Below are 23,246 nucleotides of genomic sequence, written 5' to 3'. Positions count from 1 at the left end.
CTACCGCCAGCGCAATCTCGTGGAGCGGTTCTTCAATCGCATCAAACAGATGCGCGGCTTGGCAACGCGATATGACCACCGGGCAGACAACTACCTCGCAGCACTCAAGATCGCCGCCACGAGAATGTGGATCGCATCAGCTTATGAGTCCGTGTCCTAGAGCTTGTCCAGCCGAAGCGGGATCGCTTTGGCGTGGGACAAGGCGGCAAAAACAAAAGGATGGAGCATGTCCCGTCAAATCGCGATCGGACTGGACCTCCGGACGATGCGCCATAACAGCAAGGGCATGTCCGACGACGAAGCCAGCCGAAAAGCCCTTGCCTTCTGTTCCGACCGCATCGTCCAACGCTGAAGCGATCCCGCCTCGGCGGGATCTGCCCCGACGGCTCAGTCGATCACGTCGGTGGCGAAGAGGAAATTGGCGCCGTCGAGAATGTCGCTCTCGATGGCGATGCGCGCCGCCGGCCCGTCGCGGCGCTTCAAGGCCTCGACGGCGTCGTCGTGCCGGTCGAGCGCATGCTGGGCGCTGACCTCGCTCGCATAATAGCGCATGAAGGGACCGACCTGCAGCCACAGCCGCGAGACGAGATCCTCCAGCGCGGCCGAGCGCGCCGCGGCGACGATGCCGAACTTGAAGCGCTGGTTGAGGTCGATATACCGCTCGGCATCCGCCGCCTTTGAGGCCGCCGTCAGGTCGCGGGCCACCACCTCGAGTGCCGAGAGTTCGGTCGCGGTGATCAGCGGCGCCGCCATCTCGGCCGCCCTGCCCTCCAGCAGCGCCCTGAGTTCGATCAGTTCCTTGTAGTGCTGCCGCGTCATCTTCGGGATATAGACCGAGCCGTTGGCATCCTGCACCACGGCCTTTTCGGCGACGAGGCGCATGAAGGCCGCCCTGACCGGCATCGGGCTGATGCCGAGCATGTCGGCGACGCCGCGCACGGTCAGCCTCTCGCCCGGCGCGAAGCGGGCCGACATGATCGCCGCGCGCAGTTCGCTGTAGGTCTGCTCGTGCAGGGGATTGCGGGTCAGCTTGTTGAGTTTGCTCTCGGCCATGAACAGGTCTGCGATTAGTGATCACAGCCCTGGTATAGCATCTGCGGCCGCGCCCGCAATCCCGGTCGCCTCGCAACCTCCGATTCCGGGATTAGCCTTGTTCAGGCAGACGCCTCGCCGCGAAACCTGAGGGTGGCGAGGAGCGGCAGATGATCGGAGGCCTTTTTCGCCAGAGGTGTCTTCACCACCCGAAGATCGAGAAGCTCGAGACGGTCGTTGCCGAACACATGGTCGAGCCTCAGGAGGGGCCAGAGGCTCGGGAATGTCGGCGCAAGCCTTTGCGCCACCTTCGAGGGCGGCGGATAGCGCTTCGAGAACCGGGCAAAGACCGAGGACGACGGCACGGCGTTGAGGTCCCCGGCAAACACCAGCGGCTTGCCGACGAGGTCGGCGCTGCCGAGCCAGTCGGGACCGAGTAGCGCTTCCGCCTGACGGATGCGCTCGCGCCGCCGCAGGCCGAGATGGGTGTTCACCACATGAATTTCCTCTCCGCCGATCGTCACCGTGACCCAGAGCGCGCCGCGTGGCTCCCCGATCGACGGCAGCGGGCCGGCCTTGACGCGGCGCGCCGGCCACGCGGTCAGGATGGCGTCGCCGTAATGCTCCTCGCTGACGCTGAGCGCAGGATGGAAGTGCGAGCGCATCTGGAGATGCGCGGCGATGGTTTCCGCTTGGTCGACGCCCCCGGTGCGCTTGCGGCCGACATCCAGTTCCTGCAGCGCGATGATGTCCGGAGAAAGGGATGCGATCACGTCGGCGATCCGCTTCGGATCGTGGTGGCGATCGGTGCCGCGGCAGCTGTGCACATTGTAGGTGAGCAGCGTGAAATGTCGGCTGTGCGGGGGAAAGTCGGGAATCGTCATGGCCGGGGGGAACACCCGGCCGCGCCGTTCGTTCCACGGAGGGCCCGCCTTGTTTGACGGCCTGTGTCCAGCCTGATCCGATCCACACCCGGGAACCGTTGCCGCATGGCCCTTCGCCTCGCTCTCCGCCTCGTCGTCATAGTCGCGATCTGCGTGGCGGTGTATCTCCTTTACGATACTCTCAAGGAATATTCAGCAGGCGAGGTCCTAGCCGCGCTCGGTTCCATTTCCGCCGGCCATCTCGCACTCGGGCTTGCGTTCGCGGCCTGCTCCTATCTCTGCCTCGGTGGCTTCGATGCGCTCGCGGTGCGCTATGCCGGCAAGCCCCTCGCCTTTCACAAGACCGCGCTCGCCTCCTTCGTCAGCCTTTCGATCGGCCATAATGTCGGCGTGGCGGCGCTGAGCAGCGGCGCGGTACGCTACCGTTTCTACAGCCGCTGGGGGCTGACGACCGAGGACGTCGCCAAGGTGATCCTGTTCTGCGGCGTCACCGTCGCCCTCGGCCTGTCGACCATGGGCGCGATCGGCCTCATGCTCCGGCCCGACGACGCCACGCGGATGATCCCGATCGGCCCGGGCGGGATCCGGATGCTCGCGCTCGTTTGCGCCCTCGTTCCCGTCGCCTATGTGGCGCTGGCGGCGACGTTGCGGACGCCGCTGCGCTTCCGGACATGGAGCTTCGCCCTGCCCTCCGCCAAGCTCGCGGTCGGCCAGGTGCTGATCGGCACCCTCAACTTCGCCTTCGTGGCCGCGAGCCTGCACCAGATGCTCTCGGCGCTGGCGGAGGCCGGCTATCTGAAAGTGGTGGCCGTCTCGATCATCGCCAACGTCGCCGCCATTGTCAGCCACGTTCCGGGCGGTATCGGCGTGCTAGAGGCGACCGTGACGCACATCCTTCCGGGCGCTTCGTCGGTCGCCGCCGTCATCGCCTTCCGGGTGGTCTACTACTTCATCCCGCTGTTCATCGGGCTTCCGACCCTTCTTCTCAGCGAATGGCTGATCACGCCGCGCAAAGACGCGACGTCAGAGAAGCGCGGCGAGCCACGCGCCCACGGAGCCGGCGCCGCGGCGTAGGCGCAGGAAAGGCGCCAGGGGTTCGCGGGGATCGACGATCGCGGTCCCCGGCACCGGCTCGACCGCGCCCTTTTCGACGTCGATGGCGAAATGACGCAGCCCACGCGGCTTGAAGTTCAGCCGACGGATCGTTTCCATCAGCGAGCCCGTCTCTTCCATGATCTTCGCGACCGCGTCAGGCGTGGCATCGAGATGTTCGGCGATCAGGCGATGACGGAGGGCGGCAATTGCCTGCCGGTCGTGCAGTGTCGCGGCCTCGACGGCGAGATCGGCCTCCGTATCCAGCCCTTCCGAGCGATTGTTGAGGTTGGAGGAGCCGATGCGCAGCAGCCGGTCGTCGACCATCAGGAGCTTGGAATGGACCAGCACGTCCTGCGTGCCGGCAGGCGCGGTAGGGTCAGGAACGACGGCATACATCACCCAGAGACGGTCATGCGGATCATGCCGCTTGAGATAACGGATCAGCCGGTCGCGGTTTTCCCCGAGCATCACCTTTTCCAGGAAACCGTGCGAGATGCGGGTGACGACCACCACGATCTCGGGGCCGTCGGGTTCGGCGAGCCGCGCCCGGATGAGCTCGGCAAGACCGAAAGCGGCGAAATACTGGGCCTCGATATAGATATGGCGCCGGGCGGCGCGGATCATGTCAACCGTCAGCTTCAGCGATTCCTGTTTCGCGCGCCGGCCGAAGGTCCAGGGCTCGGTGCGTGCCAGCGCCACACGCGCACCGGCGATGTCGGCGGTGACGCCCTCCGGCCAAAGCGGGCCGGATCCGGGGCGGGGATCGACGACACGGCCGGTCGCGCGCTTCCAGCGGCGCCGCGCCAGATCGGCGATCATCCGGGCGGCCGCACCGCCGACCGCGACCTGCATGTCGTGCACCGGCTCGTAGGGCTTGCCGTCCGGCGAGACGCGCAGCGGGTTGACGGCGAGGTGGCGGTTGTCGTCCCACCGGCGCGCGGTCAGGTCGATGCCGCCGAGAAAGGCGACCGTCTCGTCGATCGCCACCAGCTTCTGGTGATGGGACCCGCGCAGCGGATGGTTGAGATCGAAATGGAGATGGATCCTCGGATGGTCGACCCATCCCTTCTTGCGGAACAGCTTCAGCGATTTTCCCGAATAGATTGGCCCCATCGCCCAGACGAGGATACGGATCTCCAGGTCGGGGGTCCGGTCGACGAGGTTGCGCAGGAACGCGCCGAGCGTCGGCGCACCCTCGATGTCCGGTGTCAGGCGGATGTCGGGATTGAAATCCCAGCCGACGATCCAGATCGAGCGCTGGCTGCGGGACAGAACGTCGGCGAGCGCCCGGAAATAGGCCTGACCGTCGACGAGCACCGCCATCCGGTCTGCGTCCGCCGCCATCCACGCATTGCGGCCGATCGCGACGACGGGTGCGCCTTCGACCGGCTTCGACTGACTGTCCTGCACGACGACCCCCATTTTTCCCCGACGCGCGCGGCGCGTCCGCCGCAGCGTCGAAAAAACCCGTGGCGCGGCAGAATGTTCCCCTGTTCACGCCGCCGCGCGCGCTAAATGTGCAGGGGATCGGGGTCGCGATTTCAGCCGGGAGGGGTGACGGACGGATGGGCGGAACGACGGGCCGGGCACGGGACGGCTTCGACCACCGGCGCTTCGTCGCCGGACTGGGGCGCGGGGTCGGCGGCGCGCTGCTTTTCGCCCTGCCGATGTTCCTGACGATGGAGATGTGGGCGCTCGGCTTCTACATGGACCGCTTTCGCCTGCTGGTCCTCCTAGTGGTCACCATTCCGCTGCTGATCGTGCTTTCCGACAGGATCGGCTTCGAGAAGACCGCCGGCTGGCGCGAAGCGCTCCGCGACGCATCGATCGCCTACGCCATCGGCATCCTGTCGAGCGCGATCGTGCTGGCGATCGCCGGGATCCTCGTCCCGGGCGATCATCCCGACGCCACCCTCGGCAAGATTGCCCTGTCGTCGGTGCCGGCCAGCATCGGCGCCCTGCTCGGGCGCAGCCAGCTCGACGCGGGGGATGGCGGCGATGACAGCGACGGTCAAGGGGACGGTCAAGGGGACGGCGGCGTCCGCGAAACGCGCTACGGGGAGGAACTCTTCATGATGGCCGTCGGCGCGCTTTTTCTCGCCCTCAACGTGGCGCCGACGGAGGAAATGATCCTGGTCTCTTACAAGATGAGCTTCTGGCATGCTCTCGCGATGATGGCGCTCTCGATCGTCCTCATGCACGGCTTCGTCTATGCCGTGTCGTTCAAGGGCAGCCCCAGCATCGGCGACGGCACGCCGGGCTGGCACGCCTTCATCCGCTTCACCCTGCCCGGATACGTGATCGCGACTCTGATCAGCCTCTATTGCCTGTGGACATTCGAGCGGCTGGGCGGTGTCGCGCCGACCCAGGTCCTGATGTCGGTCGCCATCCTCAACCTCCCCGGCGCGATCGGCGCGGCCAGCGCCCGCCTGATTCTCTGACATGCCCGGCCGATCCTCTGACATGAAAGGGTGCGGATGATGGACTTTCCTCCGGTTTTCGAAGTGACGCACCGCCCTGTTTCGGCTGCCCATGCGTGAGGGTCCAAAATGACGCGATCGAACGGAAAGACGCATGCCGAGAGCAACGATCCGCACTGGATCGAATGGCTGACCGGGCTTGTCAGCGCCGTCGTGGTTCTGGCGATGCTCGGCTGGATCGCCCATGCTGCGCTGACAGAGAGCGACGAGGCGCCAGACCTGCACATCGCCATCCTCGACGCCCTCCCACGGTCCGGGGGCTACCAGGTGCGCTTTTCGGTCACCAACACCGCCAGCGTCACCGCCGCCGCCGTCAGGATCCGCGGCGAGATCAGCGCGCCGGACCGCCTCATCGACAGCGCCGAGGTCACGCTCGACTATGTACCCGCCGCCTCCACCGCATCCGGCGCGCTGATCTTCCGTACGGATCCCTCCGGAAAGAGGCTCGAGATCCGGGCGACAGGCTATGCGGATCCCTGAAAAGACAGGCGATGTCGGATCCGTCGCATCCGGACGGCGATTGCACGGAGATTTTTCTTTAGTTTCAAATCATTTAAGCGGAACCGAAAATTCGCTCGCGCGTTTCTGCGTTGCACGCGTTTCAAGCGTTTTCGGAGATTGATTGCATGGCCGTTTCCTCTACCATCACCCCGGTCCTCAACCCTGATGTCGCGGTGGCGCGATATGCCGGCGTCAGCAGCGTCTCGTGGGGCGCCATTCTGGCCGGCGTCGCCGTCGCATTGACCACGCAGCTCCTGCTGAACCTCCTCGGTGCAGGCGTCGGCGCGGCCGTGATCGATCCGGTGTCCGGCGACACTCCGACGGCGACGACCTTTTCCCTGAGCACGGCCGCCTGGTTCATCGTCAGCGGCCTCGTCGCGTCCTTCATCGGCGGCTATGTCGCCAGCCGGCTGTCGGGCCGCCCTGCGCGCGCCGTTGGCGGACTGCACGGGATTTCGAGCTGGGCGGTCACCACGCTGGTCGTCTTCTACCTCCTGACGACGTCCATCGGCGCGATCGTCGGCGGCGCCTTTTCGGGGCTCGGAAGCGTCATCTCATCGGCCGGGTCCGCCGTGGCGACGACGGCGACCGCAGCCTCCCCGGCGCTGGCAGCGGCGACGGACCCGCTCGCGACGATCGAGCAGAACGTGCGCCAGGCGAGCGGCGGAAACGATCCCGCCGCCCTGCGCGACACTGCGGTCCAGGCCGTGCGGGCAGCGCTGACCGGCAACGAGGCGGAAGCCGAGGCCGCGCGCAACCGCGCCGCCGACGCCATCGCCCGCGCGCAGAGCATTCCGGTCGATCAGGCGCGCCAGCAGGTTGCCGCCTATGAGCAGCAGTACAAGGACGCGGTCGCCGCCGCCAAGGAGCAGGCGGTCGCCGCGGCGGACATGACCGCCAGCGCCGTGTCTGCCGGCGCCTTCGTCGCCTTCATCGCGCTGGTCATCGGCGCCATTGCTGCCTGGTTCGGCGGCGTCTGGGGCAGCCGCGCCGCCGCGGCCAAGCCGATCGCCTGACGCTGCCGAGGCCGGTCCCGGGATCACCCCCTCCCGGGACCGGCCTGATTTCTCTTCGGCACCGCCGAACACCTTTCTCTTCGCACTCCAGCAGACCCTCACAGCATCCCCGGCCGCGCGGGTGCTCCTCCACACATGTCAACCGGAGCCCGGAGCATGCCGTCGACGTCCGCCCCCGTTTCCTCCCGCCTGACCGACCGCTCGCTCGTCGCCCTTGCCTTCCTCAATTTTTTCCTCGCCGATGCGCGCGACGGTCTCGGGCCGTTCCTCGACGGCTTCCTCGCGTCCAAGGGCTGGTCGCCGATGACGCTCGGCATCGTCGCCACGCTCGGCGGCATCCTCGGCATGATCGCCACGCCCCTGTTCGGCGCCTGGGTCGACAGTTCCAAACACAAGCGCGCCCTCATCGTCCTCCCGGTGATCCTGGTCACGCTCGCGGCGCTCTGGACGCTGGCAAGCCCGAACAACGCCTCTGTGTTCGGCGGCCAGTCGGTCACGGCGATCGTCGGCGCCGTGGTCGGCCCGGCGCTTATGGGCCTGACGCTGGGCCTCGTCGGCGAGCAGCGCTTCTCCGACCAGGTGGCGCGGAACGAGTTCTGGAACCATGCCGGCAATGTCGTCTCGCTCGCCGGCATCTACATCGCCACCACCTATTTCGGCGAAGCGGGCGTGATCGCGATGATGCTGGTCACCGCTGCGGCGACGCTGTTCGCCGTGGCCGCGATCGATCCGTCGCGGATCGATCATGTGACGGCGCGCGGTCTCGCCCATGACGACGGCGCACCCGGACCGTCCGGATTCTCCGTCCTCGTCAGCCGAAAGGGGCTCGTCCTCCTCGCCGTCACCCTGATGATTTTTCATTTCGGCAATGCGCCGATCAGCCGGCTGATCGCGCAGGATTTCTCGATCCAGCTCGGAACACCCTTCCGCACGACGGCGATCACGACCGGCGTCGCGCAGGTGTCGATGATCGCCATGGCGCTCGCGGCCCCGTGGCTGATCCGCCGGTTCGGGCTCGGCCTCGTCTTCATCGTCGCCCTCGCCGCCCTTCCGCTGCGCGGCGCGATCGCCGGGACCTTTACGGGTTTCAATGCGATCTACCCGGTGCAGATCCTCGACGGCGTCGGCGCCGGCCTGATCGGGATCGCGACGCCGATCGCGGCGGAGCGCATCCTTTCGGGAACCGGACGCTTCAATGTCGGGCTCGCCGCAGTGATGACGGTGCAGGGGATCGGCGCCTCGCTGAGCAATGTCGTGGCGGGTTTTCTGACCGGCATCGGCGGCTACGAGCTCGCCTACTGGGTGCATGGCGGCGTGGCGCTGATCGCCCTTGCCGTCTTCTGCCTGTCGCGCCATCTCATCACCCCGGAACGGCCTGCCGGAACGGATAGGGACGCTTTCGCACGGATGCCGCCGGTCTGACCGGCAGCGCCTTCAACAATATTCGCGATCGACGGGAACCAAATGAACATTCAGGCTTTACCGGGTTCAGGGGACACACGAGACATTTCATGATCGACAGACCGAACGCGCGAAAAGGCGCCCACGACGCCGGCGAGCGCCTCGTTTCCAGCCATGCCTCGGAAGATCCCTTTGCCGCCGCCTTCAAGGCGACGCGCATGCCGATGCTGATCACCGATCCGCGCCAGGACGACAATCCGATCATCTTCTGCAACCGGGCGTTCTGCGAACTGACCGGCTACGGCGTCGGGGAACTCGTCGGCGCCAACTGCCGGCTTCTCCAGGGGCCGGACACCGATCCGCAGGCCGTGTCGAAGCTGCGCGACGCGATCGCGGCAGAGCGCGACATCTCCGTCGATATCCTGAACTACCGCAAGGACGGATCACGGTTCTGGAATGCGCTGTTCGTCAGCCCTGTGCGCGACGAATCGGGCGACGTCATTTATTTCTTCGCCTCGCAGCTCGACTTCACCAACATCAAGAGCAAGGAGGCGGAGCTCGCCCGCGCCCGTCACCTGGCGGAAGAGGAAGTGGCGCGCCGCACCGCCGACCTTTCCGAGGCGCTGCGCGCCAAGACCGCGCTGGTTCACGAGGTCGACCACCGGGTCAAGAACAACCTCCTCACCATCGCTTCCATCGTCAAGCTGCAGGCGCGCATGACGACGAGTGACGTTGTCGAACGCACGCTGATGTCGGTCCTGAACAGGGTCGAGGCCTTGAGCACCGTGCAGCGGAAACTGCTGAACGACGAGGATGTGGGACATTTCGACGTCGCCGATTTCACCAAGACGCTCGTGGTCGATGTCGTCGGTGCGCTGAAACGCACCGACATCGCGCTGACCACCGACCTGCACGAGGTCGTCGTGCCGGCAACGAAAGCCTCCCCCCTGGCGCTGATCATCAATGAGCTGATCGGCGACGCGGTCCGGCGCGGCCTTTCGGACGGCGGCGGCCGGATCCATGTCGAGGTCCGGCGCCTTAACGGCCATTTCCTCGTGCGCGTCGCCGACACGGTGACGCCGGTGGATGTGGACCGGGAAGAGGACGCCTTCAGCCGCAGGATGCTGGAGGCCTGTTCAAAGCAGTTGCGGGCAAAGATAGAACGGACCGTGGAGGGCCATGCCACAGAAGTGCGCGTGACCCTGCCGGTCAAGGATTGAAGGGGCATGGTGTTGAGGATTCTCATCGTCGAGGACGAGATGCTGCTGGCGATGGAGCTGGAGAGCGAAGTGGAAGCGGCCGGCCACGAGGTGGTCGACGTGGCGGGCGACAGCCGCGAGGCGATCCGGCTGATCGACGCCGAATCCCCGGATTTCGCCTTCGTTGACATCCAGCTGATCGACGGCCCGACCGGCATCGCCGTCGGCAGGCATCTCGCCGGCCGCGGCATACCCTATGTCTTCGTTTCCGGAAATCTGAAGCGGATTCCCGAAGACTTCGCCGGCGCGCTCGGTGCGATCGAGAAGCCCTACACCGTGAACGGACTGCAGAATGCGCTGTCCTTCATCGAAACCTATGTCGCGGGCGAAAAGGCCGGCCTGATGCCGCCGCCAAGCCTGGTGATCTCCCCCTCGGCGCTTGCCGACAAGACCCCCTGACATCCGCACGGACCGGACACGAACGACCTTGAAGACGATCCTCGACCGCATCGACGCCGTTCGCCACACCGGCCTGCTCGACCTTGCCAACCAGCGCGAATTCCGCGACATCGTCGAGGTGGTCAAGGCCGGGGTCGGTTGTCCTGTCGCCCTCGTCTCGATCCTCGACGCGCACCGCCAGGTCTTCATCGGCCATGTCGGCCTGCCCGAGGCCTGGGCGGCGATCTCGGAAACGCCGCTGACCCATTCGTTTTGCCAGCATGTCGTGCATGCGCGCGCGCCGCTGATCGTCGGCGACGCGACACTTCATGATTTGGTGCGCGACAATCTGGCGATCCGGGATCTCGGCGTGATCTCCTACATGGGTGTTCCCGTTTCCCTTCCCGACGGCACGGTCGTCGGTGCCCTGGCCGCAATCGACGGGGCGCCACGGGACTGGACGGAGGGAGACCTCGAACTTCTGACCCGGATCGGAACGCTCATCTCCAACCAGATCGCGACCTTCCTCTCCGAGCGCCGCTGGAGCCATATTTTCGAGCAGCTCGAGGAAGGACTGATCCTCGGCGCCGTCGTCCGGGACGAGGCCGGACGCGTCGTCGACTGCGTGTTCGAAACCGGCAACCGCGCGTGGGAACGGATGTTCGCCATCCCCTCCCCGCAGCCGAAAGGCAGAAGCCTCCGCGACCTGCTTCCGGAGACGGGTGAGACATGGATCCGCGACACCACGGAGGTGATCGACAGCGGGCACAATCTTCGGTTCACCCGGAACATTGCCGCGCTCGGGCGCTGGTTCGACGGCTTCATCCAGGCGATCGGCGGCGACCGCTTCATCATCGTCTTCGCCGACGTGACCGACCGGATGGAAGCGCTCGAGGCGCTGCGCGACAGCGAGACGACGCTGCGCCTGATCGTCGAGGGCGCCAGGGACTACACCATTCTCACGCTCGACGATGACGGCCGGATCACCAGCTGGTTCGGCGGGGCGGAGGAGACCTTCGGCTGGTCGGAGGACGACATGGTCGGCAAGCCGTTCTCAGAGATCTTCACGCAGGAGGATCGCGCGGCCGGAGCGCCGGAGGAGGAGATGGAAAAGGCACGCCGCGACGGCGTCGCGCCGGACCGCCGCTGGCATCGACGCGCAGACGGCGCGACGGTGTTCCTCGACGGCACGATCCGGCCGCTGCCCCGGCATGCCGACAGCAAGGTCTCGGGCTTCATCAAGGTCGCCCGCAACGCTACGGCGCAGAAGCGTTCGGAAGACCGGCAGATCGCCTTCCTGGAACTCGGCGACCGGATCCGCGAATTGAACACCGTCACGGAAGTCGCCTTCGCCGCCGCGGAGATCATCGCGCGCAACCTGCACGGTGCGACGCGCGCCGGCTACGGCATCGTCGATCCCGTGGCGGAGACGGTCCAGATGCTTCCGGAATGGTGCGCCGAGGGGATGTTCACCGTCGCCGGCCTGCACCTCTTCCGCGACTACGGCTCGTATATCGACGATCTGAAGCGCGGCGACAGCGTCATCATTCCGGATGTCAGCGTCGATCCGCGCACGGCCCCCTTCGCGCCCCTCCTGCAATCCCTCGGCGTCTCCGTGCTCGTGAATCTTCCGATCATGGAACATGGCGCCTTTGTCGGGGTGATGTTCGTCCACTACGACCGGCCGCATGACTTCACCGCCGAGGAACAGGACTTCGTGCGAACCATCGCCGACCGCACGCGCGAGGCGATCTCCCGCATCCGGGCGGAAGAGGAACAGCAGGTGCTCAACCAGGAGATCAGCCACCGTCTCAAGAACACGATGGCGATGGTGCAGGCGATCGCCACGCAGACGCTGCGGCCGATCACCGAGCGCGGCCCTGTCGAAGCCTTCACCAGCCGGCTGCACGCCCTGTCCAAGGCGCATGAGGTCCTGCTTTTCCAGGACTGGTCGTCCGCCCGCATGACCGCCGTCATCGATTCCGTGCTTGGCCAGCTTTCGCTGCGCGAACGCTACAGCATCGAGGGCCCCGACATGGAGCTCGGGCCGCGCACGGCGCTGTCGCTGGCGCTGCTGATGCACGAGCTCGGCACGAATGCGCTGAAATACGGGGCATGGTCGAACGATTGCGGCACGGTCCGGGTCGCCTGGAGGATCGAGGGAACCGGCAGCGACACGGCGATGATCCTGACCTGGCAGGAACGGGACGGCCCGCCGGTGGTCCAGGCCTCGGGCAAGGGCTTCGGCTCCCGTCTGATCCGCCTCGGCCTGATGGGAACCGGCGGCGTCGATATCGATTATCACCCCGACGGGCTGAACGTCGAGATGCGAGGTCTGGTCTCCCAGTTGAGGCAGTCATGATGACGGAATTTGATGGATCTCCCGCGGCGATCATCCTCGTGGTCGAGGACGAGCCGCTGCTGCGCCTTGCCGCGATCGACCTCGTCGAGGCGGCGGGCTTTAAGGCGGTTGCGGCAGCCGACGCCACGGAAGCCGTGGAAATCCTGGAATCGCGCAACGACATCCGCGTCGTCTTCACAGATGTCGACATGCCGCGCGGCATCGACGGGATGCGCCTCGCAGCGATCATCCGCGACCGCTGGCCACCGATCAAGGTCATCGTCGTCTCCGGCTACCTGGAGGACCCCGGCCATCGTATTCCGGCCGAGACGGCCTTCTTTGCAAAACCCTACCGGGAAGAGCAGATCGTCGAAAAGATCCGCGAGATGCTGTCGGCGACGTGAAGCCCATCGGACGACCGGCGGCAACCTTGATGGTGCCCCTCGCCGCAAGCCCCTGTTCGCCCACCCCGAAGAGGGGTATAGAGCAGCCTGAAGGCATCCGCGCCGCAAGTGATCGTTGATGCCTTGGTTCTTGCGATATGGACGGGCCAGCGGCAAGGCGCCCTGTTAAAGTTGCAGTGGAGCGCGTATGATGGCCGGCACATCAGGCTAAAACAAGCCAAGACCGGCCGCAGGGTCTCTGTGTTGGTTTCGGATGAACTGCGCGCAACGATCGAACGGCTGAAGTCCGAGAACGAAAATCGAGATGTCCTGTCGACTTGCATTTTGAACAACTCGTTCGGCAAACCATGGACGAGTGATGGCTTCCGCGCGTCGTGGCGCAAAGCCTGTAGCGGAGTTGTCGAAGGCCTGACGTTCCATGACCTGCGTGGCACATTCATTATGATGGCACGAAGAGCCGGAGCATCGATAGATGATATAGCGGAGGCCTCCGGGCACTCCATCAAAGACGTGAGAAGTGTTCTTGAGACGCATTACCTCGGGCACGAGGCAGGCAGAGGGGATTTAGTTATTCTAAAATTGGAAGGGAAGGAAAAGTAAACAACGCTCCAAACTGGACGCAAATCTTCCAAACCGGTTCTTGAACGTCATTGTAAGTCATTGAATTTGGTGGGTGATGTAGGGTTCGAACCTACGACCCGCTGATTAAGAGTCAGCTGCTCTACCAACTGAGCTAATCACCCGCCGTCACCGCTGCGTTCGCTGCGGTGAGTGGGCGTATACTGGCCTTCGCCGGGGATGTCCAGTTCCGTTCGGGAGATTTTTTGCGGTTTCCCGAAAAAATCGCACGGGGCGAGCAAAGCGGCGGCGGGTGGCCTCAGACGTCGAGCGTGCCGCTTGCAACGCGGATCGCGTGGCCGCCGATGCGGGATGCCGTGATGGCACCGCCCGTCACGTCGACGTGGAGATGGATGTAGGACGCCCGGCCCATCTCGACGCCCTGCTCGATCAGGAAGGGGTGGTGGCCGTCGACAAGGGCGTCGAAGTGGTGGATCGCACCGGAAAACGCCGCGACGGCCGCCCCGGTCGCCGGATCCTCGGCGATTCCCATCTCGGGCGCGAACATGCGGGCGTGAAACCGCGCCGAATGGTGGACGCCGCCGCGACAATAGACATAGGCCGCCGCGACACGGCCCTCGGCCATCGGCGCGATCCTCTCCCAACGCGCCGCGTCGAAGACGACCGCGCCGGCGGCGGCGAGATCGTGCACCGGCACCAGGACGAAGGGCACGCCGGCACTCCACAGCGAGGGGACGTGATTTTCGAAGTTGACCTGCGTCGCCTTCAGCCCGAGCGCGTCGGCAAGCGCCTGCCGCTCGACGGAAAAGCCGTGCCGTGCCGCCTTGCGCGGCAGGTCGAACTCCGCGAAACCGACATCGCCGGGCCTGAGGCGCACCGCGCAGCGCACGGGGCCGACCTCCTCCTCGAACACCCGCACCAGATCGAGCCTGCCGGCGTCCTCGCCATAGTCCCGCTCGGCCGCCGCCACCGCCGCGCCGACGGTCGGGTGGCCGGCAAAAGGCAGTTCGTGGCCGGGCGTGAAGATGCGCAGGCGCGCGGCATGGGCTGGATGGCGGGCCTTCAGCACGAAGACCGTTTCCGACAGGTTGAATTCGCGGGCGATCGCCTGCATCGCCGCCGTCTCCAGACCCTCCGCGTCGAAGACGACGGCCAGCGGATTGCCCTGAAGCCGCTGTTCCGTGAACACGTCGTAGATCGCGTAGGGCCTCGCCATTTTCCGTCTCCTCCGGCATCGTCGCTGCGCCGGAGAGTGCCAAGGCAGGACGCATCGCGCAAGACGGATCAGGGCGCCTCGCGAAACACCCAGGCGAGGATCGGCGGCATGAAGGTAGCGTAGGTGTGCCGGCCCGGATCGGCGTCGCGGATCGCGATCGCCTCGTCGATCTCCGGCTCCGGGTCGGTGGCGATATGGGCGGCGATCCGGGCGACGAGCACATCGGCGGTCTCGGCGAAGCGGAAACGGCGAAACAGCGTGATCGCGGACTGGACGTGGACCCCGTGGAACCCCGGCTCGGCGGTCGCGGCGCGAAGGTCGAGCCCGGTCTCCTCGGCAACCTCCCGCACCATGTTGGCGTCTAGATCGCAGACGCCGTCGACGATGTCGTTCGCGTCGAGGGATCCGGCGGCGCAGTAGACGCGGCCCGGATTGGCGGTCGTCCGCGCCATCCGGATGGCGATCACCGCGCCGTCCGAGGAGAGGATGACCGGAAGGGCGAAGAGATGGTAGGCGGCGCCCGCGGGCTTCGTCCTGCGCCACCAGAGAAAGGTCGAAAACGGCACGAGATGGGCGCGGCTCTCGACGACGCCTTCGGCGATCCGCACGCGGTGCTGCAGCACCATGCGGCCATCGAAAAGGGCGGGGTTGGCGGCGATCTCGCGCTCCCAGTTTTCGGCCGCCCGGGCGCGCTCGCGCAGATCGAACGGGTGACGCTCGTCCGACACCGTAACGATGGCGGAGGCGACGGGAAACACCGTGTTCTCGGGCGGCCACCCGGCCGGATTGCTGTCAACGTCGCTCATCGTCAAAGATCCAGTGCCATGACCACAGGGCAATGGTCGGAGGCCTTCGGCCGGTCCCAGCCGATGCGGGGAAAACGCTCCACCGCCTGCCCGGGCGGAAAGGGCGTACGGAACGGCTGGCCGGCGCGCACGATCTCCGGCACCGCCACCGGATTGCGCCGCGACAGGGCCGGAGAGAGCCAGAGATAGTCGAGCTGGCAGAGATGGCGCTCCTCCGGGCCGCGTGCGTGGAAGAGCGTCCAGCGGTCGAGCGCCGGCCGCCGCGCCACGGCGTTTTCGGCAAAACCGTCGCGGGTGAAGACGTCGAGCGCGCTCGCTGCCTCGACGCGGTGTTCGAAACCGAAACCGTTGCGCCGGTCGCCGGTGACGTCGATGCGCTCCTGGTAGTCGTTCATGTCGCCGCAAATGACGAAAGGTGCCGCGTCAAGGCCGTCGGGAAAGCGGCGCGACACGAGGATGCGCACGGCTTCCGCCTCGGCGATCCGCACGGGCATGGTCGCCTGGCGTCCGTCGAGGCCGTCGCGGCCCGGGCCCATCGACTTGAAATGCACGACGAAGAGCGTCAGCGGCCGGCCGCCGATGCGAAGCTCCACCTCCAGGCAGTCGCGGCGGAAGATCCGGTCGCTCGCGACATTGGTGCGCGCGAGATCGGCGTTGAACAGGCCGAGATCGGCATAGGCGAGGCCGGCATGGGTGGTGACGTTGATGCATTCGATCGCCTCGCCGTCGCGCGTCGTCTCGCGCATCAGCACGGCGACGTCGATGCCGCGGCTGTCATTGCCCTCGATCAGGTATTTCTGCCGATAGCCGTGGCCGACCATGCGGAAGAGATAGCCATATTCGAAGGCGTGGATGGAGGCCATGTCGTCGACCTCCTGCAGGCAGAGGATGTCGGCATCGCACTCGGCGATCGCCAGCGCGGAAAGCTGGCGCGTGTCGTCGGTGATCGCGACCGTGCGCGCCTCCTCCAGCCGGCGGTAGTCGGCCTCGCTGCGGATGTCGAACAGGCGCAGCACCCGGTCCTGCTTCAGCTGGTTGCGGAAGCCGGTGAAATCGAACCGGCTCATCAGGTTCTCGATGTTGAAGCTGGCCAGTCGAAGGGACATCGAGGATTTCCATCACATGCGCGCGACCAGCTATAGAGCATCACGCGTCAAAGTCGACCGCCCCGCCCGTCAAAGTTCTTGTGATCTTTCGGGGCTTTGATTCCGGTCGCGGGCATTATATCCAGTCACGGCACGTGACCGATCCAAGGGGGAGACCAGGGATGGAATACAGACTGCTCGGCCGTTCGGGCCTGAAGGTGTCGACGCTGACGATGGGAACGATGACCATCGGCGGCAAGGGATGGGCGGCGATGACCGGCAACCAAGGCGTCGACGACGCGCGCCGCCTCGCCGACATCTGCCTCGATGCCGGCGTCAATTTCATCGACACGGCGGATGCCTATTCCGACGGCGCCAGCGAGGAGGTTCTCGGCGAGGTGCTGAAGGACCGCTATCGCGACGGCGTGCTGATCGCCACCAAGGCCCGCTTCGCCATGGGTAAGGGGCCGAACGACCAGGGCCTGTCGCGGTATCACCTGATCCGCTCGTGCGAGGCGAGCCTGCGCCGGCTGAAGACCGACGTGATCGACCTCTACCAGGTGCACGAATGGGACGGCTCGACGCCGCTCGAGGAGACGATGGAGGCGCTCGACACGCTGGTGCGCCAGGGCAAGGTCCGCTATGTCGGCTGCTCGAACTTTTCCGGCTGGCACATCATGAAGGCGCTCGGCATCGCCACCGTCGAGCATCGCCAGCGCTTCGTCAGCCAGCAGATCCACTACACGCTCGAATCGCGCGACGCCGAATACGAGCTGATCCCGATCTCGCTCGATCAGGGCCTCGGCATCCTCGTCTGGAGCCCGCTCGCCGCCGGCCTGCTCTCCGGCAAGCATCGCCGCAACCAGAAGGCGCCGGAAGGTTCGCGCCAGCTCGCCGGCTGGACCGAACCGCCGATCCGCGACGAGAACCGCCTCTGGAACATCGTCGACGTGCTGGTCGAGATCGCCGAGGCGAAGGGCGTTTCCGCCGCGCAGGTCGCGCTCGCCTGGACGCTCGGCCGCAAGGGCGTCACCTCCGTCATCATCGGCGGCCGCACGGAGCAGCAGTTCCACGACAACCTCGCCGCCGCCGACCTGAGGCTCTCGGACGACGAGCGCGCCCGGCTCGACGCCGTCAGCCTGCCGCCGGTGCTCTATCCCTACTGGCACCAGAAGAACACCGTCGCCGACCGCCTCGGCGAGGCCGACCTGTCGCTGCTCGGCCCGCACCTGAAATAGGCAGGCGGCGGGAACCGTCCCGCCCCTGAAGACGGAAGATGCCGCCCTGCCTTCGCGGGGCGGCATGTCGCCCGATCAGACGATCGCCCAAGCCTCCTGCCCGCGCGTCCCCGCCCCTTCGCGAGCCCCACCCGCCATGCCGAACGCGACGCCCTCCACCTTCGACCGCACGCGCGACCTGTCGCTGCGCATGACCGGCTGGGAAAGCGTCACCGGCACGGACGGAGAGGCCGAATTTGCCGGGAAGCTCGCGGAACTTCTGCGGGAAATCCCCTATGTCCATGCCCATCCGGACCACCTGCTGACGCTCGAAAGCCATGGCGATCCGGCGCGGCGCAACGTCGTCGCGGTGGTGCGCGGGCGCGGCCGCAACGCGGTCGTGCTCGCCGGCCATTTCGACACGGTGTCGATCGACACGTACGGGCCGCTCGCGCCGCTCGCCACGCAACCGGAGGCACTGAGGGACGCCCTGGTCGACACGCTCTCGGCGGCCCCGACCTTGAGCGCCGTCGAGGCGCGCACGCTTGCGGATCTGAAAGGCGGCGATTTCCTGCCCGGCCGTGGCCTGCTCGACATGAAATCCGGGCTTGCGGCCGCGATCGTCGCGCTGGAGCGTTTCGCCGCCCTGCCCGAGCGGAACGGCACGCTGATCTTCTGCGCGACGCCGGACGAGGAGAACCGCTCGCGCGGCATGATCGCGCTGCGCGACCAATTGCCCGCGATCGCGCAGACCTTCGATCTCGACATCGTCGGCGCCATCAACCTCGATTCGACCAGCGACGACGAGGATTCCGGCATCAACGGCCAGGCGCTCTATCTCGGTTCGGTCGGAAAATTTTCGCCCTTCGCCTTCGTCCTCGGGCGGCAGACCCATGCCGGCTACGCCTTCAACGGCGTCAGCGCCCATCTGATCGCCGCCGAGCTGATGCGGGCGATGGAAACGAACAGCGCGCTCTGCGACAGCGCCCATGGCGAAACCGCGCCGGCGCCTGTCTGCCTCGAGGCGCGCGACATGCGGACCGGATACGAGGTGACGACGCCCGGCCGGGTCTGGCTGTCCTTCAACTGGCTCGCCCATCGTCGCAGCGCCGCCGACATCCTGAACGAGTTTTCCGCGATCGCCGGCACGGCCATGACCACGGCCATCGCCCTTCAGCGGCAGCACGCCGGGCGCTTCTTCGCCGCGCGGGGAGAACCCGCCCCGTCCCTGCCGGAAGGACGCGTCCTGAGGGTGGATGCGGTGCGCGCGATGGCGATCGCCCGGGGCGGCGAACAGGCGGCCGCGCGCCTGCGGACGGCCGAGGAGAACGCCGCCGCGCTGGACGATCCGCTGTCGGCAACGAGGAGCGTTGTCGACGCGATGGTGACCGAGGCCGGCATCGGCGGCCCCGCCATCGTCGTCGGCTTTTCCACGCTGCATTATCCGCGCGTGCATGTCGACGCGCATGGGCGGCACGGAATGCGCTTTGCCGCGGCGGTCGAGGCAGCCGCCCGCGCCGTCGCCGAACGGCATGGGACGACCCTGACGGCGAAGCCGTTCTTCGCCGGCATCTCGGACATGAGCTTCCTCGGCCACCGGCCGGACCCGGACGAAGCGATGCGCATTGCCGCCAACACCCCCTGCCCCGCCTTCGTCGACGCGGCGAAGGCGGACGGCCTGTCCTTCCCCGTCGTCAATATCGGTCCCTGGGGGCGCGACTATCACCAGCGATGGGAACGCGTTCACATGCCCTACAGCTTCGCGGTCTTGCCGGAGATCATCCACGCAGCCGCCCTTGCCGCGCTCGGCGCCAAGGGTTGAGCGTCGGACATTCGGCGCGGTTCGACCCAATCGAATCTGAGAAACGCTTCAAGCCATCGATTTAAAATCATTCTTTTGCCGACCCGTGTTTCACTCAGGTCGGATGATTTTCCGGATCAGAGCCGGGACAGCAGATCGGTCTTTTTCGCCTGGAACTCCTCCGCCGTCAGCAGGCCGGCATCCCGCAGCGCGCCGAGCTTTTCGATGAGAGCCAGAATGTCGCCCGTGCCGGGACTGCCGCCGGCGGACGTCCGGGCGCCTGCATCCTCGATCGCCGCCGCCTTCGTGGCGTCGAACACGGGATCGCTGACAAGAGGCTGCGGGATCGAGGCGACGCCCTGCGTGTGGTAGGTGCTGCCGCCCGTGGGGGCGCCGTCGGCCCGCGCCAGGCTGTCGACGGCGAAGGAGCCGTGCTGGCTGGCAAAGGTCAGGCTCGATCCGCCGCCCTGCTGCTGGCTGACGCCGCCGATCACATGATCAGCGGTGTGGTAGACCGCGACGCCGCCCGCCGACCTGATCGCGAGCTTGCGTTCGCCGGGGAAGACGGCATAGGCGCCGCCGTTCTGGCAGCCGGTCGCCGAGGGCGTGCCGAGATCCTGCGGCCACCAGCGCGCATCGCCGTCGGCGGAGGCGGACGCATAGATGCCGCCCGCCATCAGCGCCTGGGCGAGGTCGGAGCACAACGCGTCGACCTTCGCCTTCAGGCCATGGTTGAACATGTCGCCGACCATGGTCATGCCGCCGCGCATCCATTGGCCGCTGCCGCCGAGTTCGGCGATCGAGAATTGCGCCATCCCGCCCTGGCCGCGCTGGACGGCATCGAGCATTGCCCGCACGGATTCGGTGCCAAGGCCATGGCGCCGCGCCATATCTTCGACCAGAGACTCGCCCGCCGACGTCAAGGTCATCATTCCGCCACTCCCGCCAAAGCGCCCACCGCGCTCCATCTTCTCAGAAATGGGGCCATGACGGATGGGGTCAAGGGCGAGGCGAAGGCATGTTTTGCGGCAGCGTGTCGCGATTTTGCGAAAAGACGCGCGTAAAAGCAACGGCCTGAAGCACGAGGAGCGAAAGCGAGGGGCCGCGACACGCATGAACGGCCGGCGTTTATGCCGCGGCCGGCATCTCGGCGGAGATCAGCCGTCCGAGGCGGGCAATCCCCTCGTCGATCATGGCGTCCGAGGCGCAGGAGAAGGACAGGCGGATCGTGTTCTCCCCGGAGCCGTCGGCGAAGAAGGCCTTGCCGGGGACGAAGGCGACGCGCACCGTCTCGAGCGCGCGCGCCAGCAGTGCCGCCCCGTCCATGCCCTTCGGCAGCGTCACCCAGACGAACATGCCGCCCTCCGGCCTCGTCCATTCGACGCTCGACGGCATATGGGTCGCAAGCGCCTCCAGCATCCGCGTGCGGCGGTGGCTGTAGGCCTTGCGGATCTTGGCGATCTGCGCGTCGAAGATCGTTTCGGCGACGCGCGCGATCACCATCTGGTTGACGGTCGAGGAATGGAGGTCTGCCGCCTGCTTGATCAGGACGAGCTTGCGGATCACCTCGGAATTGGCGACGACCCAGCCGACGCGCAGGCCCGGCGCCAGCGTCTTCGAGAAACTGCCGCAATAGAAGGTGCGCGTCTTCTCGATGTCGCCGCCATGGCGGGCAAGGTCGAGGGCGAGGATCGGCGGCACCGTCTCGCCGTCGTAGCGAAGCTGCTGGTAGGCGGCGTCCTCGACGACGGCGATGTCGAGCGTCTCGGCGAGGTCGAGCAGCCAGTCGCGCTCGGCCCGTGTCATCGTCACGCCGGTCGGATTGTGGAATTCGGGCACGCAATAGGCGAACTTGACCCGCCCGCCCTTCGCCTCCGCCGCCTGGACATAGGATCCCGGCTCGCGGTTCGACAGGGGCGTCAGCCGGTCATAGGCGGGCTCGTAGGCGTTGAAGGCACCGAGCGCGCCCATATAGGTCGGCCAGGTGACGAGCGCGGTGTCCTTCGGCGACAGGAACAGCTTGCCGAGATAGTCGAGGACCTGCTGCGAGCCTGAGGTGATGAACACGTTGCCGGCCGAACAAGCGATGCCGATCTTAGCCATCTCGCCGGCGATCCAGTCGCGCAGCGGCTTGTACCCCTCGGAGACAGAATATTGCAGGCCGACAGCCGCCTGTCCGCCGCCGAGAATGTCGGCATAGGCGGCCGCGACCTCCGCCTTCGGGAAAAGGTTCACGTCGGGGATGCCGCCGGCGAATGAAATAATGTCCGGCTGCTCCAAGAGCTTCAGCAGTTCGCGGATTTCCGACGCCTTCATCCGCCCGGCGCGGTCGGCGAAAATCGTTTCCCAATTCATGATGTGTTTCCTCGTCTTATGGATCACACATCATCACGGCCCGGGATTTATGTCAACATTACTGACCTAAATTCCAGGCCCGAGGAAGACGAAAACCGAACTTCCGCGCGCGAGAGACAGGTCAGGCTTCGCCCTGGTAGAGACTGCAAAGCACCAGCGCCGCGATCGCGGTCAGGATCACCAGATCGAAGAGAGCGAAATACTGCAGAAATGTCGCCATGACAGTATCCTCCTGCCGTAAAAACGCAGCATCGTCTGTTTCCGTTCCCGAAATAGGATGTCCTTGAATAGAGAAAGGGCGCGGCCGAGACCCGACCGCACCCCTTTTATTGCATCGCAGCGACGATTTTGCCGCGCGGTATTCTCAGTTGACGGTCTTGTCGACCAGCTTGTTCTTGCCGATCCACGGCATCATGCCGCGCAGCTTGGCGCCGACTTCCTCGATCTGATGGGCGTCGTTGACGCGGCGGATACCCTTGAAGCGCGCCGCGCCCGAACGGTATTCCTGCATCCAGTCGGAGGTGAACTTGCCGGTCTGGATGTCCTTCAGCACGCGCTTCATCTCCGCCTTGGTCTCGTCGGTGATGATGCGCGGACCGGTGACGTATTCACCCCACTCGGCCGTGTTGGAGATCGAGTAGTTCATGTTGGCGATGCCGCCTTCGTAGATCAGGTCGACGATCAGCTTCACTTCGTGCAGGCACTCGAAATAGGCCATTTCCGGGGCGTAGCCGGCCTCGACCAGCGTCTCGAAGCCGGCGCGGATCAGTTCGACCAGGCCGCCGCAGAGAACGACCTGCTCGCCGAAGAGGTCGGTTTCGCATTCTTCCTTGAAGTTGGTCTCGATGATGCCGGAGCGGCCGCCGCCGACGCCGCAGGCGTAGGAGAGCGCCAGATCAAGGGCGTTGCCCGACGCGTTCTGGTGGACGGCGACGAGGCAGGGAACGCCGCCGCCCTTCTGGTATTCGCCGCGCACGGTATGGCCCGGGCCCTTCGGCGCGATCATGACGACGTCGACGGAGGCCTTCGGCTCGATCAGGCCGAAATGGACGTTGAGGCCGTGGGCAAACGCGATCGCCGCGCCGTCGCGGATGTTCGGCGCGATCTCGGCCTTGTAGATGTCGGCCTGCAGTTCGTCCGGCGTCGCCATCATCATCAGGTCGGCCCAGGCGGCGGCTTCGGCGACCGTCATGACCTTGAAGCCGTCGGCCTCGGCCTTCTTGACGGTCGGCGAGCCGGCCTTGAGCGCGATCGCGACATTGGCGGCGCCGGAATCCTTGAGGTTCAGCGCATGGGCACGGCCTTGCGAGCCGTAGCCGATGACGGCGACCTTCTTCGACTTGATGAGGTTGAGATCGGCATCACGATCGTAATAGACGCGCATGGTGGTTCCTTC

21 protein-coding genes, 1 tRNA gene and 1 pseudogene are annotated in these 23,246 nt (G+C 66.2%); 13 read left to right on the top strand and 10 right to left on the bottom strand.

All coding sequences use genetic code 11. The features are described 5' to 3' along the window. A pseudogene (locus ACEVQ6_RS07065) lies at window positions 1-160 on the top strand (IS5/IS1182 family transposase); the annotation flags it as partial. 227 nt (window positions 161-387) lie between these two features. On the opposite strand, the gene ACEVQ6_RS07060 reads toward ACEVQ6_RS07065, so the two are convergent. Further along, the gene (locus ACEVQ6_RS07060) at window positions 388-1,053 is read right to left on the bottom strand and encodes a GntR family transcriptional regulator (protein WP_374888208.1); all 666 of its coding nucleotides are present in this window, start codon (window positions 1,051-1,053) and stop codon (window positions 388-390) included. A gap of 101 nt (window positions 1,054-1,154) precedes the next feature. Beyond that, window positions 1,155-1,916 (bottom strand): endonuclease/exonuclease/phosphatase family protein, encoded by a 762-nt coding sequence (locus ACEVQ6_RS07055; RefSeq protein ID WP_374888207.1) that lies wholly within the window; start codon window positions 1,914-1,916, stop codon window positions 1,155-1,157. Between the two features lie 105 nt (window positions 1,917-2,021). Here ACEVQ6_RS07055 and ACEVQ6_RS07050 point away from each other — a divergent pair, with 105 nt between their 5' ends. Next, window positions 2,022-2,990 (top strand): putative bifunctional lysylphosphatidylglycerol flippase/synthetase, encoded by a 969-nt coding sequence (locus ACEVQ6_RS07050; protein ID WP_374888206.1) that lies wholly within the window; start codon window positions 2,022-2,024, stop codon window positions 2,988-2,990. On the opposite strand, the gene ACEVQ6_RS07045 is transcribed toward ACEVQ6_RS07050, so the two are convergent. Further along, window positions 2,940-4,421, bottom strand: a complete 1,482-nt coding sequence (locus ACEVQ6_RS07045; RefSeq protein WP_374888205.1) for a phospholipase D-like domain-containing protein — start codon at window positions 4,419-4,421, stop codon at window positions 2,940-2,942. The genes ACEVQ6_RS07050 and ACEVQ6_RS07045 overlap by 51 nt on opposite strands. Before the next feature lie 155 nt (window positions 4,422-4,576). Between ACEVQ6_RS07045 and ACEVQ6_RS07040 the strand changes: the two genes are divergently transcribed. The 9 genes from ACEVQ6_RS07040 to ACEVQ6_RS07000 all read left to right on the top strand — a co-directional run bounded on the left by ACEVQ6_RS07040 (window position 4,577) and on the right by ACEVQ6_RS07000 (window position 13,391). Further along, complete coding sequence (locus ACEVQ6_RS07040) at window positions 4,577-5,452, top strand: TIGR02587 family membrane protein (protein WP_374888204.1); 876 nt, start codon at window positions 4,577-4,579, stop codon at window positions 5,450-5,452. A 108-nt stretch (window positions 5,453-5,560) separates the two neighbouring features. After that, window positions 5,561-5,971, top strand: a complete 411-nt coding sequence (locus tag ACEVQ6_RS07035) for a TIGR02588 family protein (protein ID WP_374888203.1) — start codon at window positions 5,561-5,563, stop codon at window positions 5,969-5,971. A gap of 146 nt (window positions 5,972-6,117) precedes the next feature. Then, window positions 6,118-7,008, top strand: a complete 891-nt coding sequence (locus ACEVQ6_RS07030) for a PhnA-like protein (RefSeq protein WP_374888202.1) — start codon at window positions 6,118-6,120, stop codon at window positions 7,006-7,008. A 156-nt stretch (window positions 7,009-7,164) separates the two neighbouring features. Next, window positions 7,165-8,430: an MFS transporter gene (locus ACEVQ6_RS07025; protein WP_374888201.1), complete on the top strand. Its 1,266-nt coding sequence runs from the start codon at window positions 7,165-7,167 to the stop codon at window positions 8,428-8,430. A gap of 89 nt (window positions 8,431-8,519) precedes the next feature. Further along, complete coding sequence (locus tag ACEVQ6_RS07020) at window positions 8,520-9,629, top strand: PAS domain-containing protein (RefSeq protein WP_374888200.1); 1,110 nt, start codon at window positions 8,520-8,522, stop codon at window positions 9,627-9,629. Window positions 9,630-9,641: 12 nt separating this feature from the next. Further along, entirely contained in the window at window positions 9,642-10,067 is a 426-nt protein-coding gene (locus ACEVQ6_RS07015; RefSeq protein ID WP_374888232.1) for a response regulator, read from the top strand. A gap of 28 nt (window positions 10,068-10,095) precedes the next feature. Then, window positions 10,096-12,408 (top strand): GAF domain-containing protein, encoded by a 2,313-nt coding sequence (locus ACEVQ6_RS07010; RefSeq protein ID WP_374888199.1) that lies wholly within the window; start codon window positions 10,096-10,098, stop codon window positions 12,406-12,408. Then, window positions 12,408-12,791, top strand: coding sequence for a response regulator (locus ACEVQ6_RS07005; protein ID WP_374888198.1), 384 nt, complete (start codon window positions 12,408-12,410; stop codon window positions 12,789-12,791). The genes ACEVQ6_RS07010 and ACEVQ6_RS07005 overlap by 1 nt, the downstream gene beginning before the upstream one ends. 108 nt (window positions 12,792-12,899) lie before the next feature. Further along, window positions 12,900-13,391 carry a tyrosine-type recombinase/integrase gene (locus ACEVQ6_RS07000; RefSeq protein WP_374888197.1) on the top strand — a complete coding sequence of 164 codons (492 nt, stop codon included), beginning with the start codon at window positions 12,900-12,902 and terminating at the stop codon, window positions 13,389-13,391. Between the two features lie 67 nt (window positions 13,392-13,458). Here the strand turns inward: ACEVQ6_RS07000 and ACEVQ6_RS06995 are convergent. From ACEVQ6_RS06995 to ACEVQ6_RS06980, 4 genes are all read right to left on the bottom strand, one after another. Beyond that, window positions 13,459-13,534 (bottom strand) — tRNA-Lys (locus tag ACEVQ6_RS06995). Between the two features lie 134 nt (window positions 13,535-13,668). Beyond that, a complete protein-coding gene (locus tag ACEVQ6_RS06990; RefSeq protein WP_374888196.1) occupies window positions 13,669-14,586 on the bottom strand; it encodes a PhzF family phenazine biosynthesis protein in 918 nt (305 codons plus the stop codon). Window positions 14,587-14,654: 68 nt separating this feature from the next. Further along, window positions 14,655-15,392, bottom strand: coding sequence for an NUDIX hydrolase (locus ACEVQ6_RS06985; protein WP_374888195.1), 738 nt, complete (start codon window positions 15,390-15,392; stop codon window positions 14,655-14,657). Between the two features lie 2 nt (window positions 15,393-15,394). Beyond that, window positions 15,395-16,498, bottom strand: coding sequence for an endonuclease/exonuclease/phosphatase family protein (locus ACEVQ6_RS06980; RefSeq protein ID WP_374888194.1), 1,104 nt, complete (start codon window positions 16,496-16,498; stop codon window positions 15,395-15,397). Window positions 16,499-16,659: 161 nt separating this feature from the next. Between ACEVQ6_RS06980 and ACEVQ6_RS06975 the strand changes: the two genes are divergently transcribed. Both ACEVQ6_RS06975 and ACEVQ6_RS06970 read left to right on the top strand, forming a co-directional pair. Continuing rightward, window positions 16,660-17,715 (top strand): aldo/keto reductase, encoded by a 1,056-nt coding sequence (locus ACEVQ6_RS06975; protein WP_374888193.1) that lies wholly within the window; start codon window positions 16,660-16,662, stop codon window positions 17,713-17,715. Between the two features lie 136 nt (window positions 17,716-17,851). Beyond that, window positions 17,852-19,516, top strand: coding sequence for a M20/M25/M40 family metallo-hydrolase (locus ACEVQ6_RS06970; protein ID WP_374888192.1), 1,665 nt, complete (start codon window positions 17,852-17,854; stop codon window positions 19,514-19,516). 116 nt (window positions 19,517-19,632) lie between these two features. Here the strand turns inward: ACEVQ6_RS06970 and ACEVQ6_RS06965 are convergent, their stop codons facing one another. The 3 genes from ACEVQ6_RS06965 to ilvC all read right to left on the bottom strand — a co-directional run bounded on the left by ACEVQ6_RS06965 (window position 19,633) and on the right by ilvC (window position 23,234). Beyond that, window positions 19,633-20,427, bottom strand: coding sequence for an SHOCT domain-containing protein (locus ACEVQ6_RS06965; protein ID WP_374888191.1), 795 nt, complete (start codon window positions 20,425-20,427; stop codon window positions 19,633-19,635). A gap of 196 nt (window positions 20,428-20,623) precedes the next feature. Next, the gene (locus ACEVQ6_RS06960; RefSeq protein ID WP_374888231.1) at window positions 20,624-21,853 is read right to left on the bottom strand and encodes an aminotransferase-like domain-containing protein; all 1,230 of its coding nucleotides are present in this window, start codon (window positions 21,851-21,853) and stop codon (window positions 20,624-20,626) included. A gap of 361 nt (window positions 21,854-22,214) precedes the next feature. Further along, window positions 22,215-23,234, bottom strand: coding sequence for a ketol-acid reductoisomerase (ilvC, locus tag ACEVQ6_RS06955; protein ID WP_374888190.1), 1,020 nt, complete (start codon window positions 23,232-23,234; stop codon window positions 22,215-22,217). Between the last annotated feature and the right edge of the window lie 12 nt (window positions 23,235-23,246).

This window comes from Ensifer soli, from assembly GCF_041928815.1.
In the GTDB taxonomy this organism is placed as follows: domain Bacteria; phylum Pseudomonadota; class Alphaproteobacteria; order Rhizobiales; family Rhizobiaceae; genus JBHFEI01.
Note: the sequence above shows the minus strand (reverse complement) of the source record. Positions and strands in the feature narration are given on the sequence as shown.

Excerpts from the sequence above, each read along its gene's own strand:
- ACEVQ6_RS06975 (WP_374888193.1), top strand. The coding sequence starts at position 16,660 with ATGGAATACAGACTGCTCGGCCGTTCGGGCCTGAAGGTGTCGACGCTG.
- ACEVQ6_RS07025 (WP_374888201.1), top strand. The coding sequence starts at position 7,165 with ATGCCGTCGACGTCCGCCCCCGTTTCCTCCCGCCTGACCGACCGCTCG.
- ACEVQ6_RS07050 (WP_374888206.1), top strand. The coding sequence starts at position 2,022 with ATGGCCCTTCGCCTCGCTCTCCGCCTCGTCGTCATAGTCGCGATCTGC.
- ACEVQ6_RS06990 (WP_374888196.1), bottom strand. The coding sequence starts at position 14,586 with ATGGCGAGGCCCTACGCGATCTACGACGTGTTCACGGAACAGCGGCTT.
- ACEVQ6_RS06965 (WP_374888191.1), bottom strand. The coding sequence starts at position 20,427 with ATGATGACCTTGACGTCGGCGGGCGAGTCTCTGGTCGAAGATATGGCG.
- ilvC (WP_374888190.1), bottom strand. The coding sequence starts at position 23,234 with ATGCGCGTCTATTACGATCGTGATGCCGATCTCAACCTCATCAAGTCG.
- ACEVQ6_RS06980 (WP_374888194.1), bottom strand. The coding sequence starts at position 16,498 with ATGTCCCTTCGACTGGCCAGCTTCAACATCGAGAACCTGATGAGCCGG.
- ACEVQ6_RS07020 (WP_374888200.1), top strand. The coding sequence starts at position 8,520 with ATGATCGACAGACCGAACGCGCGAAAAGGCGCCCACGACGCCGGCGAG.
- ACEVQ6_RS06970 (WP_374888192.1), top strand. The coding sequence starts at position 17,852 with ATGCCGAACGCGACGCCCTCCACCTTCGACCGCACGCGCGACCTGTCG.
- ACEVQ6_RS07035 (WP_374888203.1), top strand. The coding sequence starts at position 5,561 with ATGACGCGATCGAACGGAAAGACGCATGCCGAGAGCAACGATCCGCAC.
- ACEVQ6_RS06985 (WP_374888195.1), bottom strand. The coding sequence starts at position 15,392 with ATGAGCGACGTTGACAGCAATCCGGCCGGGTGGCCGCCCGAGAACACG.
- ACEVQ6_RS07030 (WP_374888202.1), top strand. The coding sequence starts at position 6,118 with ATGGCCGTTTCCTCTACCATCACCCCGGTCCTCAACCCTGATGTCGCG.
- ACEVQ6_RS07055 (WP_374888207.1), bottom strand. The coding sequence starts at position 1,916 with ATGACGATTCCCGACTTTCCCCCGCACAGCCGACATTTCACGCTGCTC.
- ACEVQ6_RS07005 (WP_374888198.1), top strand. The coding sequence starts at position 12,408 with ATGACGGAATTTGATGGATCTCCCGCGGCGATCATCCTCGTGGTCGAG.
- ACEVQ6_RS07040 (WP_374888204.1), top strand. The coding sequence starts at position 4,577 with ATGGGCGGAACGACGGGCCGGGCACGGGACGGCTTCGACCACCGGCGC.
- ACEVQ6_RS07060 (WP_374888208.1), bottom strand. The coding sequence starts at position 1,053 with ATGGCCGAGAGCAAACTCAACAAGCTGACCCGCAATCCCCTGCACGAG.